The sequence below is a fragment of the Streptomyces sp. NBC_00250 genome (assembly GCF_036192275.1).
Taxonomy (GTDB): domain Bacteria; phylum Actinomycetota; class Actinomycetes; order Streptomycetales; family Streptomycetaceae; genus Streptomyces.
Genome location: NZ_CP108088.1, coordinates 3,947,244 through 3,960,962 on the forward strand (window position 1 = coordinate 3,947,244; position 13,719 = coordinate 3,960,962).

Consider the following 13,719-nt stretch of genomic DNA (forward strand, 5'->3'; position numbering starts at 1 on the left):
CTGAGGTTCACGCTGACGATCACATGGATTGTCGATGTGTCGCTCGATTCACTCAAGCCAGCGTATCCGGTCACCTTTCGATCACCGTGGGCGCCTTCCCGTCACCCCCGGTATGTTCGGGATCAGCTGATACGACCAGGAGTGGGCCTTTTGTCCCGAACAACGATCGACACCGATACGAACGGCGAGCAGCCTCCCCCCGAGGACGACCACGCCTTCCTCGGGCATCCACGGGGTCTGCTGACGCTCTCCGGCCTGGAGGTCTGGGAGCGGTTCTCGTTCCTCGGCATGCAGGCGATCCTCGTCCTCTACTTCGCCGCGGCCGTCTCCGACGGCGGACTCGGCATGGCGTCGGGCACCGCCGCCTCGGTCTCCGCGGCCTACGGCACCCTCGTCTACCTGGTCTCGGTGGCCGGCGGCTGGCTCGCCGACCGCGTCCTCGGCTCGTACCGCGCGGTCCTCTGGGGCGGCATCCTGATCGCCTGCGGGCACTACGCGATGGCCGTGCCGACGGCCGCCATGACCTGGGTCGGCCTCGGCCTGATCAGCGCGGGCACCGGACTGCTCAAGCCGAACGTGGCCACCATGGTCGGCAAGCTGTACCGCACGGACGACGACCGCCGGGACGCCGGTTTCGCGCTCTACTACATGGCGATCAACATCGGAGCCTTCGCGGGCCCGCTGATCACCGGCTGGCTCGCCGACCACAAGGGCTACCACTGGGGCTTCTCGGCCGCCGCGCTCGGCATGACGCTCGGCCTGATCCAGTACGTCGCGGGCCGCCGTCACCTGGCCGGGCGCAAGCACTCCGCCGAGTTCGCGCTCGCCCCCGAGGCCATGCGGCGGGCGGTCCGGCTGATGATCGGCGGCGCGGTCGTCGTGGCCGTCGTCGCCACGGGCCTCGCGCTCGCCGGCTGGCTGACCATGGACCGGTTCGTGGACGTGCTGACCGTGATCTCGGTGATCGCGCCGGTCGTCTACTTCTGGGTGATGTTCACCAGCCCCCGGGTCACGGCCGAGGAGCGCGGCCGCCTCAAGCCGTACGTCGTGCTGTTCCTGGCCTCGGTCGTCTTCAACTTCATCCTCTTCCAGGCGTACTCGACGATGATCCTGCTGGCATCCACCAACGCCCGTACGACCATCCTCGGCTTCGACTTCCCCGCGAGCTGGTACGCCTCCGCCCTCGGCGCCTTCGAGGTGGCCCTGGCGCCCGTCGTGGCCGCCGTCTGGGCCCGGATGGGGCCCAGGCAGCCGCACGTCTCCAACAAGATCGCCTTCGGGGTGATCCTCGGCGGTCTGTCGTTCCTGCTGATGGTCCTGCCGACCTCCGGGCACGCCGACGACACGTACCAGATGGCCGCCTGGTGGATCGTCGGCTCGTACCTGCTGCTCGGCCTCGGCGACGTACTCCTGGAGACCTCCGGGATGTCCGCCACCAGCAAGCTCGCCCCGAAGGCCTTCGCCAGCCAGACCATGTCGCTCTGGTTCCTGTCCCTGGCACTCGCCAACGGCATCCAGGCCCAGACCGTGAAGCTCTACGACGACGTCTCCAAGCCCGTCTACTTCGGCGTGAACGGCGCCGTGGCCGTCGCCGTCGGCCTCGTCGTGATCGCCCTGGCGCCCTGGCTGCGCCGCACCATGCACCCCGTCCACTGAGGCAGCCGCGAGGCACCCGACGTATCCGAGGTATCCGCGATGAAGATCCGTACCGACTTCCCGTACGAGACCGGTCACGAGGACATCCGCATCCCGCTGCCGGACGGAACCGAGCTGTACGCGCGCGTGTGGCGGCCGCTCACCGACGAGCCCGTACCGGCGCTCCTGGAGTACCTGCCGTACCGCCTCACCGACTGGACGGCGCCCCGCGACTGGCAGCGCCACCCCTGGTACGCGGGCCACGGCTACGCCTCCGTACGCGTCGACGTCCGCGGCCACGGCAACAGCGAGGGCCTGCCCGGCGACGAGTACGACCCGGTCGAGCTCGCCGACGGCGTGGCCGTCGTGAACTGGCTCGCCGAGCAGCCCTGGTGCACCGGCAAGGTCGGCATGTTCGGCATCTCCTGGGGCGGCTTCAACTCGCTCCAGATCGCAGCCCTCGCCCCCGAGCCGCTCAAGGCGATCGTCACCGTCTGCTCCACCGACGACCGCTACGACAACGACGTCCACTACATGGGCGGCTCGGTCCTCGCCGTCGACATGCACGCCTGGGCCGCCACCATGCTCGCCTTCGTCTGCCGCCCGCCCGACCCGCGGTACGTGGGCGAGGAGTGGCGCGCGCTGTGGCTGAAGCGCCTGGAGGCCGTGGAACCGTTCCTGCACACCTGGCTCTCCCACCAGACCCGCGACGCGTACTGGCGGCACGGCAGCGTCTGCGAGGACTACGGCGCGATCCGGGCCGCCGTCCTCGCCGTCGGCGGCTGGCACGACCCGTACCGCGACACCGTCCTGCGGCTCGCCCAGTACCTCCCCCAGGACCGGGTGCGCGGCATCATCGGCCCCTGGTCGCACCAGTACCCGGACCGCGGGCTGCCGCCCGGCCCGGCCATCGGCTTCCTCCAGGAGACGCTGCGCTGGTGGGACCACCACCTCAAGGACGTCGACAACGACGTGATGGCCGAGCCGATGCTGCGCTCCTGGATCAGCGACTCGCACCTGCCGGCCACGGTGTACGAGGAGCTGCCGGGCCGCTGGGTCACCGACCCCGCCTGGCCCTCCCCGAACGTCACCCCCGTCACGTACGCCTTCCAGGGCGTGCCGGTCGTGGTCGACTCGCCGCAGCAGACCGGACTCGACGCGGGCCGCTTCTTCCCCTTCGGGAACGACGCCGACCTGCCCCCCGACCAGCGCGACGAGGACGCCCACTCGGCCTGCTTCGACTTCCCGGTCCCGGAGGACGGCGGCCCCGTCGAGATCCTCGGCCGCCCGTCGGTGAGCCTGGCCCTGCGCTCGGACGCCCCGACCGGGCAGGTCATCGCCCGGCTCTGCGACATCGCACCCGACGGCTCCTCCACCCTCGTCACCCGGGGCGTGCTGAACTTCTCCGCCCGCTACGGCCGCGACCGGGCCGTCGAGGCGCAGGTCGGCGAGTGGGAGAGCTTCGTCTTCGAACTGAACGGCATCGGCCACGCCTTCGCGCCCGGCCACCGGGTGCGCCTCAGCGTCTCCTCCACGTACTGGCCGTGGATCTGGCCGCAGCCCGACGCGGCGGGCTTCACCCTCGACCCGGCGGGCTCCTCCCTCACCCTGCCGGTACGCCGCCCCACCCAGGACGCCGTCGAGTGGGAGGAGCCGGAGCAGTCGGAGCCGCTCGGCGTGGTCTACCCGAGCACCCTGGAGGAGCCCCGCCCGGAACGGGTGGTGGTCAGGGACGTGGCGAAGGGCGAGTGGCGGCTGGAGGTCGACCCGAAATACGGGGGTACGCGCGTGTACCCGGACGGCCTGGAGTTCACCGAGGACGCGGTGGAGTCGTACACGATCGACGAGAGCGGTCCCCTGTCCGCCCGGACGAGCTCGGAGTGGGCGATCAGGCTCCACCGCCCGGAGATGGCCTGGGACGTCACGGTCGACACCCGCTCGGAGATCACCTGCGACGCGGACGCGTTCTTCACGACGAACGAGGTGGTGTGCAAGGAGGGCGGGGAGGTCGTCTTCCACCGGACGTGGGAGAAGACGATCCCCCGCACGGCGGGCTGAGCGCACGCCGTACGGGGGATCGGGAGGAGCTGGGCCCGGTTACGCGTTCGTGCCGGCCTTGCGGCGGCGGGCGATCACCAGCGCGCCGGCGCCGAGGGCGACGGTCGCGGCGGCCGCGACGCCGAGCTGGGTGAGGTTCTCGTTCGCACCGGTGGCGGCGAGGCTGCCCTTCACCGGGGTGTTCGAGGTGCCGCCCTGCTGGGTGGTGTTGCCGTTGCCACCGCTGGTGGGCGCCGGGGTGGGCGTCGCGGTGGTCTCCGACGGGGTCGGCTTCGGCTTCGGCTTGTCGGTCTTGGCCGCGAGGATGTCGAACTCGGTCCGCGCGAACTGCTCGCCGTCGCCGCAGTCACCGTCGAACTTCTCGTACGAGCCGAAGCTGAAGATCGTTCCCTCGCCCGCGGGGGCGTCGGCGGGGACCGTGAGGCGGAGCTTCACGTCGTACTGGCCGCCCTTGACGAGCTTGCCGAGCTCGATGGAGTCGAACTCCTCGGTGATCGGGGTCCACTCCAGGTTGTCGGCGGAGGACCACTCGACGGGGATGATCCGCTTGGCGAAGTCCGTCTCGTCGTCGAGGACCTCGCCGGGCTCGGGGAGACGCATGGCGTTGACGGCGACCTGGATTTCCTCAAGCGTCCGCTCGGCGTGGTTGCTCACGCGCAGCGAGAAGGAGGCGCTCTGGCCGGCGGTGACCGTCTTCGGGCCGCTCAGCGAGACCTTGAGGGAGTTGAGGGAGTTCACATCCTCGCACTCCCCGAAGCCGCTCTCCTCGAACTCCTCCAGAGCCTCCTCGGCCTCGGTGAGGTCGGCACGGGCCAGCGTCAGATCCGCGTCCAGGCGTTCGATCTTCGTCGCGAGAGCGACGCGCGCGTCGTGGAAGGGCTTCGTGGCCTCCTCCGCCTTCTTGTTCCGGAGCTCGGCGGCGGCCTGGGTCGCGGCGGCCGCCTCGACGGCCGCCTTCGCGTCGGCGACGGCCTTCTCGGCCGCCTCCTTCTGCTCCGGCGTGGCGGCCGCGAGGGCCTCCTCGGCCTTGACCAGCGCCTCGTCGGCGGCCTTCGTGGCGGCCTTGGCCGCGACAAGAGCCTTCCAGGCCTCGGAGACCTCGGTCGCCAGGGCCTCGTCGAGCTTCATGTTCCTGAGCTCGGTCTCCAGCGCCTTGCGCTGCTTCTCCAGCGCGTCGACCTTCTCCTCCGCCTCCGTGACGGCGGCCAGGAGCTTCTCGTACTCGGCGAAGTCATCGCCGTCGTGGTCGTCCTCGTCCGACGCGGGCTTCTGCGTGGACGCGGGCGTCGGCTTCGTGTCGGCGAAGGCGGGAGCAGCCGAGAGGAACACGACCGGGGTGGTCACAGCGGCGGCCACGGCGGTCGCGAGAATGCGACGAATCTTCACAGTGCGGGACCTTTTTCCTGGTCAGGTCAGGGTGAAAGAAAATTGCGGGGCGCGCGCCTGCGGGAACCTCACGCGGCGCTATACCACCGTGATCGTATGGCCAGGAACGGCCGTAAGGGAGAGCTGTTTTCGCGCTCGGAGTGGGCGTCGACACCCGTGGCGCGCATAAAACGCGCAAAGCCCGACAGTTGCCCACGGAGGCCACACTTTCTCTGTGATCCATGTCATCCGCGCCCGGCCGCCCGCCCCGTAACGTGTCCCCCACACCCGTGGAAAGCGAGGCAAGCACCGATGTCCGAGCACAGCCCGCTCGACCTGGCCGAGGGCGATCCCTTCGGCCCGCACAACCTCCCGTACGGCGTCTTCTCCACCGCCGACGAGCCCGACCGGCGCCGGCTCGGCGTCCGGATCGGCGGGCACGTGCTGGACGCGGGTGCCGCGGCGCACGCGCTCGGCTCCCCGTACGCGGCACTTCTGGACCGGTCGAGCCTCAACCCGCTGCTCGCGGCCGGACGGACCGCCTGGCGAGACGTCCGCCGGGCGCTCACGGCCTGGGTGACGGTGCCCGCGCACCGGGCGGACATCGAGCCGCTGCTGCACCCGCTGGACGAGGTGACGCTGCACCTGCCGTACGAGGTCGCGGACTACGTCGACTTCTACGCGAGCGAGCACCACGCGACGAACGTGGGCCGGATCTTCCGCCCCGACGGCGACGCGCTCACCCCCAACTGGAAGCACCTGCCGATCGGTTACCACGGTCGCGCGGGCACGGTCGTGGTCTCCGGGACGGATGTCGTACGGCCCTCCGGGCAGCGCAAGGCGCCGACGGACCCGGCCCCGGTCTTCGGCCCCTCCGTCAAGCTGGACATCGAGGCGGAGGTCGGCTTCCTGGTCGGCACCCCCTCGCAGCTGGGGAAGCCGGTCGCGCTCAACGACTTCCGGGAGCACGTGTTCGGTCTGACGCTGCTCAACGACTGGTCGGCGCGGGACGTGCAGGCCTGGGAGTACGTGCCGCTGGGCCCGTTCCTCGGCAAGTCGTTCCAGACGTCGGTGTCGGCGTGGGTGACGCCCCTGGAGGCGCTGGACGCCGCCCGGACCGCCCCGCCCGCGCGGGACTTCCCGCTGCTCCCGTACCTGGACGACGCGGCCGAGGAGGAGCCGGGCGGCTTCGACGTGCGGATCTCGGTGGAGATCAACGGCGAGGTCGTGGCCGAGCCGCCGTTCTCCACCATGTACTGGACGGCCGCCCAGCAGCTCGCCCACATGACGGTGAACGGCGCCTCGCTGCGCACGGGTGACCTGTACGGCTCCGGGACGGTGTCCGGGCCCGAGGTGAACCAGCGCGGCTCGCTGCTCGAACTCACCTGGAACGGCCGGGACGCCATCGAACTCGCGGGTGGCAAGCGGACGTTCCTGGAGGACGGCGACGAGGTCGTCATGACGGCCTGGGCTCCGGGCCCGGACGGCACCCGGGTGGCGCTGGGCGAGGTCCGGGGCCGGATCGTCCCCTCGGCCTGATCGGCCCGCCTACACGGCCCGCCAGAGCGCGGGCACGTTCGGCGGCTCCCAGCCGGCCTGGCCCGTGTGTGCCTGCAGACACACATAGGCCGGGCCGCCGTACGTGACCCTGTCCCCCGCCCGATAGGCGGTCCCGGCGGCCCAACTGCCGCCGGGCGGCGGCGTCGTGGCCGTGGCCGTCGGGCTCGGGCCGGGGCCCTGCGGCACGTTCAGGACGAAGTCGAAGGCCGCCTCCTTGGCGGCACCCGCGTCCCGCACGCTCATGAGGAGCCGGGCGTCGAAGATGCTGTCGGTGTTGTTGCGGGGCTCGCCCGGGAAGTACAGCTGGGTGGTGAGCACCGGGCGCCCGGGGGCCTGCACCTTGACGTGGATGTGCCGGGTGCGGCCCGGGTAGAGGCCGGGCACGATCGTGCTGAGCTTGAACGCGCCCTGGGCGTCGGTGAACTGGTGCCCGCGGAACCGGAAGCCGGTGTTGTCGTAGGCGCCGTTGGTGTCGGCCTGCCAGAAGTCGAGCAGGGCGCCGGCTATCGGCCGGCAGGCGAGCCCGAAGACATAGCCGCTGACGGTCAGCCGGACACCCACGGTGCCGGACTCCAACAGGCTTGTCCGCAGCGGGGAGTTGGGCTTGAAGTAGGGGCCTTCGGTCTGCTGCGGGGTGGGGTCGTCGCCGTCGTCGCACTCCGGCGTGAGCGCGGGTGCCGCCTCGCCGGCGGTAAGGGTGCGGGCGAGTGCCGGTACGCCCATGAGGACCGCGGGCGCCGCCATTCCGGCCGCGAGCGCGGCCCGCAGTACCGCCTTGCGGGTGATGTGCCCGGTCGTGGTCTCGTTCTCCATGCCTGCCTGCTCCTCGTGTGGGGGGGGGGCTGGGGGGATCGGCATTGAACCTAGGCGGACCGGGCGCCGCCTTCGATGGACTCATCGCGGCGGTCGTGGTGTTTGTCGTGGTGCTTCCGGAAGTCCCCCGGGCTCCGGCCCGTCTCGCGGCGGAAGAAGCGGCAGAAGTACGCGGGGTCGTCGAATCCGACACGGGCCGCCACCTGACGGATCGACAATCCCGTTCCCACCAGCAGGCGTTGGGCCTCCCGGGCGCGGGCCTCACGCAGCAGGGCGCCGGGGGTTCTGCCGGTGGCGGCCCTGACGGCCTCGGCGAGATAGCCCGGGGTGACTCCGATGAACTCGGCGCACTCCCGTACGGTCCTGCCCTCCGCTCCGGTACGGGCGAGCAGCCCGGCGAACTCCTCGGCGACGGCCGCGGGCCTGCCGGGCGGCGGCGCGTGGGTGCCGGGGCCGCCGAGCCGGGCCGTACGGATCAGGAGGACGTGCAGCAGGGAACGCAGGACGGTCGCGAAGCCGTCGGCGCCGTGCCCGTACTCCTCGATGAGTTCGGCCATCAGACGGCCGGTTCGCGCGTGTGTGGGCCCGTCGAGGGTGAGCCAGGGGTGTTCGCCGAGGCGGCGCAGGAGGTCCCGGTCGCCGGGGTGGTCGAGGAGGAAGTCCTCGGTGAAGAGGACGACGCTGCCGTCGAGGCCGTGGGCGTCCTCCCAGTGGTGCAGCTGTCCGGGGAGGATCAGGCCCAGGTGGGGCGGGTGGAGTGCCCAGCGGGCGAGGTCCACGACATGGGTGCCGGTGCCGGCGGTGACGTGGACGATCTCGTAGAAGGTGTGCCGGTGCGGGAAGGCCGCGCGGGACATGGCGCCGATGGTGTCGAAGGTCCCGGCGGCGAAGGGGACTTGGTCGGGGAGCCGGACCTGCAGGCGGTGCATGGGCGGGTCGCCGGCTCTGGGGGCGGTGCACGGGGTCCCTGGTAAGGCGGTCGTGCCGCTCATGGTGCGGCTCCCCTCTCCTCGACTGGTACGGGCGACTGGTACAGACCATTGGGATGGCTCACACGATGGCACGGACACCTCCGGCGGGTCACCCCCGCGTACGCCGAAGGGCCCGGCTCGCCCCCGAGCCGGGCCCTTCTCGCGTACGGCCGGAGCTACCGGACGAACACGCTCGCCTGGTTCGCCAGGTCCAGGAAGTACTGCGGCGCCAGGCCCAGGACCAGCGTGACCGCCACACCCGCCGTGATCGTGACCGTCGTCAGGGCCGAGGGCACGGCGACCGTGGGGCCGTCCGCCTTCGGCTCGCTGAAGAACATGAGCACGATCACCCGGATGTAGAAGAACGCGGCGATCGCCGAGGAGATCACACCGACCACGACGAGCGCGCCCGCGCCGCCCTCCGCCGCCGCCTTGAAGACCGCGAACTTGCCCGAGAACCCGGAGGTCAGCGGGATGCCGGCGAAGGCGAGCAGGAAGACCGCGAAGACCGCCGCGACGAGCGGCGAACGTCGTCCGAGCCCGGCCCACTTGGAGAGGTGGGTGGCCTCGCCGCCCGCGTCCCTGACCAGGGTGACGACGGCGAAGGCGCCGATCGTCACGAAGGAGTAGGCGCCCAGGTAGAAGAGGACGGACGAGATCCCGCTGGGCGTGGCCGCGATGACACCGGCGAGAAGGAAGCCCGCGTGCGCGATCGACGAGTACGCGAGGAGCCGCTTGATGTCGGTCTGGGTGATGGCGACGATCGCACCGCCCAGCATGGTGACGATGGCGACGCCCCACATGACCGGCCGCCAGTCCCAGGTGAGGCCCGGCAGCACCACGTACAGCAGGCGGAGCATCGCGCCGAACGCGGCGACCTTGGTCGCGGCGGCCATGAAGCCGGTGACCGGGGTCGGGGCGCCCTGGTAGACGTCCGGGGTCCACATGTGGAACGGCACGGCGCCGACCTTGAAGAGGAGCCCGGCGAGGACCATGGCGAAGCCGATGAGCAGCAGCGCGTCGTTGCCCATGGTGTCGGCGAGCGCCGGGTTCACGGAGCCGATCGAGCCGTCGACGACCTGGGCGATGGTGGCGTACGAGACGGAGCCCGCGTAGCCGTAGAGCAGGGCGATCCCGAAGAGCAGGAAGGCCGAGGAGAAGGCGCCGAGCAGGAAGTACTTGACGGCCGCCTCCTGCGACATCAGCCGCTTGCGGCGGGCGACGGCGCAGAGCAGGTACAGCGGGAGGGAGAAGACCTCCAGGGCGACGAAGAGCGTCAGGAGGTCGTTGGCGGCCGGGAAGACGAGCATGCCGGCGATGGCGAAGAGGGCGAGCGGGAAGACCTCGGTGGTGGTGAACCCGGCCTTGATCGCGGCCTTCTCGTGGTCGCTGCCGGGTACGGCGGCGGCCTCGGCGGCGAAGGAGTCGACCTTGTGGCCGTGGTCGGCCGGGTCGAGCCTGCGCTCGGCGAAGGTGAAGATCGCGACGACGGAGGCGAGGAGAATGGTGCCCTGGAGGAAGAGGGCGGGTCCGTCGACGGCGATGGCACCCATGGCCGCGATGTGGGCCTTGGTGGAGCCGTACCCGCCGGCCGCGAGGCCGACGATGGCGGCGAAGGCGGCGACGAGTGCCACGACGCTGAGGAAGAGCTGGCTGTGGTAGCGGGCCTTGCGGGGCGCGAAGGCCTCGACGAGGACGCTGATGATCGCGGCGCCGAGCACGATGAGTACGGGCGAGAGCTGGACGTACTCGATGTGGGGTGCCGGGATCTTGTCCAGCGGTTCGGCAGCGGTCGTCCACAGGCTGTGGACAGAGGATGCGACGGCTGAGGTGCTCACTTGGCCGCCTCCACTTCGGGGGTGGGGTCCTTCTGCTGGACGTCGGACATGGTGTGCTGCACGGCCGGGTTGACGACGTCCGTCAGCGGCTTCGGGAAGACCCCGAGGAAGATCAGGACGGCGATCAGCGGGACGACCACCGCGAGCTCACGCACCCGCAGGTCGGGCAGCTCCCGCACCTCCTCCTTCACCGGCCCGGTCATCGTCCGCTGATACAGGACGAGGGTGTAGAGCGCGGCGAGGACGATGCCGGTGGTGGCGATGACGCCGGCCACCGGGTACCGGGCGTACGTCCCGACCAGGACGAGGAACTCGCTGACGAACGGGGCGAGTCCGGGCAGCGACAGGGTCGCGAGACCGCCGATCAGGAAGGTGCCGGCGAGGACGGGGGCGACCTTCTGCACACCGCCGTAGTCGGCGATGAGCCGCGAGCCGCGCCGGGAGATCAGGAAGCCGGCGACGAGCATCAGGGCGGCCGTCGAGATGCCGTGGTTGACCATGTAGAGCGTGGCACCGGACTGGCCCTGGGTGGTCATCGCGAAGATGCCCAGGATGATGAAGCCGAAGTGCGAGATCGACGCGTAGGCGACCAGACGCTTGATGTCCCGCTGGCCGACGGCGAGCAGCGCCCCGTAGACGATGCTGATGAGGGCGAGGACGACGATCGCCGGGGTGGCCCACTTGCTGGCCTCGGGGAAGAGTCCGAGGCAGAAGCGGAGCATCGCGAAGGTGCCGACCTTGTCGACGACGGCGGTGATGAGGACGGCGACCGGGGCGGTCGCCTCCCCCATCGCGTTCGGCAGCCAGGTGTGCAGCGGCCAGAGCGGCGCCTTCACCGCGAAGGCGAAGAAGAAGCCGAGGAACAGCCACCGTTCGGTGCTGGTCGCCATCTCCAGGGAGCCGTTGGCGCGCGCCTCGGCGATCTCGGTGAGCGAGAAGTTCCCCGCGACCACGTAGAGCCCGATGACGGCGGCCAGCATGATGAGGCCGCCGACCAGGTTGTAGAGGAGGAACTTGACGGCCGCGTACGAGCGCTGGGCCGCCGCGTTCTCGTCGGAGCCCGTGTGGGCGCGGTCGCCGAAGCCGCCGATGAGGAAGTACATCGGGATGAGCATGGCTTCGAACAGGATGTAGAAGAGGAAGACGTCGGTGGCCTCGAAGGAGAGGATCACCATCGCCTCGACCATGAGGATCAGGGCGAAGAAGCCCTGGGTGGGCCGCCACCGCTTGGAGGAGGTCTCCAGAGGGTCGGCGTCGTGCCAGCCGGCCAGGATGATGAACGGGATCAGCAGGGCGGTCAGCGCGATGAGCGCCACCCCGATGCCGTCGACCCCGAGCTCGTAGCGGACGCCGAAGTCCTTGATCCAGGAGTGCGATTCGGTGAGCTGGTACCGCTCGCCGCCGGGCTCGAACCGTACGAAGACGACGGCGGCGAGCACGAGCGTGGCGAGCGAGACCAGCAGCGCCAGCCATTTGGCGGCGGTGCGGCGGGCCGCGGGGACGGCGGCGGTGAGGATCGCACCGACCGCCGGAACCGCTGCCGTCACCGTAAGGAGCGGGAAGGACATGGAAGTTACACCGCCCTCATCAGCAGGGTCGCGGCGATCAGCACCGCCGTACCTCCGAACATGGAGACCGCGTACGAGCGGGCGTAGCCGTTCTGGAGCTTGCGCAGCCGGCCGGAGAGTCCGCCGACGGAGGCCGCGGTGCCGTTGACCACGCCGTCGACCAGGGAGTGGTCGACGTAGACGAGCGAGCGGGTCAGGTGGGTGCCGCCGCGGACGAAGACGGCGTGGTTGAAGTCGTCCTGGAGGAGGTCGCGGCGGGCGGCCCGGGTGAGCAGCGAGCCGCGCGGGGCGACGACCGGGACGGGCCTGCGCCCGTACTGGAGGTAGGCGAGGCCGACTCCGACGACCATGACGGCGACGGTGGCGGTGGTGATCGCCCCGGCGCTGATCGGCGGGTGGCCGTGCTCGAAGTTGGTGACGGGCTCCAGCCAGTTCACGAACCGGTCGCCGATGCTGAAGAACCCGCCCGCGAAGACCGACCCGAAGGCCAGCAGGATCATCGGGATCGTCATGGACCGGGGCGACTCGTGCGGGTGCGGCTGCTCGCCCTTCTCGTCGGCCTGCCAGCGCTTCTCGCCGAAGAAGGTCATGAGCATCACGCGGGTCATGTAGTACGCGGTGATGGCCGCGCCGAGCAGGGTGACCGCGCCGAGGATCCAGCCCTCGGTGCCGCCCTTGGCGAAGGCCGCCTCGATGATCTTGTCCTTGGAGAAGAAGCCGGACAGGCCGGGGAAGCCGATGATCGCGAGGTAGCCGAGGCCGAAGGTGACGAAGGTGACCGGCATGTACTTCCGCAGGCCGCCGTACTTCCGCATGTCGACCTCGTCGTTCATGCCGTGCATGACCGAACCGGCGCCGAGGAAGAGACCTGCCTTGAAGAAGCCGTGGGTCACCAGGTGCATGATCGCGAAGACGTAGCCGATGGGGCCGAGGCCGGCGGCCAGGATCATGTAGCCGATCTGCGACATCGTCGAGCCGGCGAGGGCCTTCTTGATGTCGTCCTTCGCGCAACCGACGATCGCACCGAAGAGGAGCGTGACGGCGCCGACCACGGTGACGACGAGTTGGGCGTCCGGGGCGGCGTTGAAGATGTCGGCGGAGCGGACGATCAGATAGACACCGGCGGTCACCATCGTGGCCGCGTGGATGAGGGCCGAGACCGGGGTCGGGCCCTCCATCGCGTCCCCGAGCCAGGACTGCAGCGGCACCTGGGCCGACTTGCCGCAGGCGGCGAGGAGCAGCATCAGACCGATCGCGGTCAGCTTGCCCTCGCTGGTCTCGCCGGTCGCTCCGAACACCGGCCCGAAGGCGAAGGTGCCGAAGGTGGTGAACATGATCATGATGGCGATGGAGAGGCCCATGTCGCCGACCCGGTTGACCAGGAAGGCCTTCTTCGCGGCGGTGGCCGCGGTGGGCTTGTGCTGCCAGAAGCCGATCAGGAGGTACGAGGCGAGGCCGACGCCCTCCCAGCCGAAGTACAGGAGCAGGTAGTTGTCGGCGAGGACGAGCAGCAGCATCGCCGCGACGAACAGGTTGAGGTAGCCGAAGAAGCGGCGGCGGCGCTCGTCGTGCTCCATGTATCCGATGGAGTAGACGTGGATGAGCGTGCCGACCCCGCTGATCAGCAGGACGAAGGTCATCGACAGCTGGTCGAGCTGGAAGGCGATGTCCGCCTGGAAGCCCTCGACGGGGATCCAGGTGTAGAGCCGCTGGTACATGGTCCGGTCGTCGGCGCTCTTGCCGAGCATGTCGGCGAAGAGTGCCAGGCCGATGGCGAAGGAGGCGCCCGCGAGGAGCGTGCCGATCCAGTGCCCGACCTTGTCGAGCCGCCGCCCGCCGCAGAGCAGGACGACTGCTCCCAGCAGAGGCGCCGCGATGAGCAGCGCAATCAGATTGTCCACAGTTCCGGCC

Annotated in this window: 9 protein-coding genes; 3 read left to right on the forward strand and 6 right to left on the reverse strand. The window is 70.4% G+C overall.

Features of this window, described 5'->3' with window-relative positions:
- Nucleotides 1–150 precede the first annotated feature (150 nt).
- Together OG259_RS17685 and OG259_RS17690 are read left to right on the forward strand one after the other, a co-directional pair.
- Nucleotides 151–1,656, forward strand: a complete 1,506-nt coding sequence (locus OG259_RS17685) for a peptide MFS transporter (RefSeq protein ID WP_328943131.1) — start codon at nt 151–153, stop codon at nt 1,654–1,656.
- A gap of 39 nt (nt 1,657–1,695) precedes the next feature.
- Nucleotides 1,696–3,693 carry a CocE/NonD family hydrolase gene (locus tag OG259_RS17690; protein WP_328943132.1) on the forward strand — a complete coding sequence of 666 codons (1,998 nt, stop codon included), beginning with the start codon at nt 1,696–1,698 and terminating at the stop codon, nt 3,691–3,693.
- Nucleotides 3,694–3,732: 39 nt separating this feature from the next.
- Here OG259_RS17690 and OG259_RS17695 read toward each other — a convergent pair whose 3' ends face one another.
- Nucleotides 3,733–5,079 carry a hypothetical protein gene (locus tag OG259_RS17695; protein WP_328943133.1) on the reverse strand — a complete coding sequence of 449 codons (1,347 nt, stop codon included), beginning with the start codon at nt 5,077–5,079 and terminating at the stop codon, nt 3,733–3,735.
- Nucleotides 5,080–5,370: 291 nt separating this feature from the next.
- Here OG259_RS17695 and fahA point away from each other — a divergent pair, with 291 nt between their 5' ends.
- Nucleotides 5,371–6,597, forward strand: coding sequence for a fumarylacetoacetase (gene fahA / locus OG259_RS17700; RefSeq protein ID WP_328943134.1), 1,227 nt, complete (start codon nt 5,371–5,373; stop codon nt 6,595–6,597).
- A 9-nt stretch (nt 6,598–6,606) separates the two neighbouring features.
- Here the strand turns inward: fahA and OG259_RS17705 are convergent, their stop codons facing one another.
- The 5 genes from OG259_RS17705 to nuoL form a co-directional block, all read right to left on the reverse strand.
- Nucleotides 6,607–7,431 (reverse strand): dioxygenase family protein, encoded by an 825-nt coding sequence (locus tag OG259_RS17705; protein ID WP_328943135.1) that lies wholly within the window; start codon nt 7,429–7,431, stop codon nt 6,607–6,609.
- Between the two features lie 50 nt (nt 7,432–7,481).
- Complete coding sequence (locus OG259_RS17710; RefSeq protein ID WP_328943136.1) at nt 7,482–8,423, reverse strand: AraC family transcriptional regulator; 942 nt, start codon at nt 8,421–8,423, stop codon at nt 7,482–7,484.
- Nucleotides 8,424–8,578: 155 nt separating this feature from the next.
- A complete protein-coding gene (nuoN, locus tag OG259_RS17715) occupies nt 8,579–10,240 on the reverse strand; it encodes an NADH-quinone oxidoreductase subunit NuoN (RefSeq protein WP_328943137.1) in 1,662 nt (553 codons plus the stop codon).
- Nucleotides 10,237–11,808, reverse strand: coding sequence for an NADH-quinone oxidoreductase subunit M (locus OG259_RS17720; RefSeq protein ID WP_328943138.1), 1,572 nt, complete (start codon nt 11,806–11,808; stop codon nt 10,237–10,239). The genes nuoN and OG259_RS17720 overlap by 4 nt, the downstream gene beginning before the upstream one ends.
- A gap of 5 nt (nt 11,809–11,813) precedes the next feature.
- The gene (nuoL, locus tag OG259_RS17725) at nt 11,814–13,709 is read right to left on the reverse strand and encodes an NADH-quinone oxidoreductase subunit L (protein ID WP_328943139.1); all 1,896 of its coding nucleotides are present in this window, start codon (nt 13,707–13,709) and stop codon (nt 11,814–11,816) included.
- Nucleotides 13,710–13,719 lie beyond the last annotated feature (10 nt).

Bases quoted from the DNA above. Each gene is read 5' to 3' on its own strand.
- OG259_RS17705 (WP_328943135.1), bottom strand. From the start codon at position 7,431: ATGGAGAACGAGACCACGACCGGGCACATCACCCGCAAGGCGGTACTG.
- OG259_RS17720 (WP_328943138.1), bottom strand. From the start codon at position 11,808: ATGTCCTTCCCGCTCCTTACGGTGACGGCAGCGGTTCCGGCGGTCGGT.
- OG259_RS17710 (WP_328943136.1), bottom strand. From the start codon at position 8,423: ATGAGCGGCACGACCGCCTTACCAGGGACCCCGTGCACCGCCCCCAGA.
- fahA (WP_328943134.1), top strand. From the start codon at position 5,371: ATGTCCGAGCACAGCCCGCTCGACCTGGCCGAGGGCGATCCCTTCGGC.
- OG259_RS17690 (WP_328943132.1), top strand. From the start codon at position 1,696: ATGAAGATCCGTACCGACTTCCCGTACGAGACCGGTCACGAGGACATC.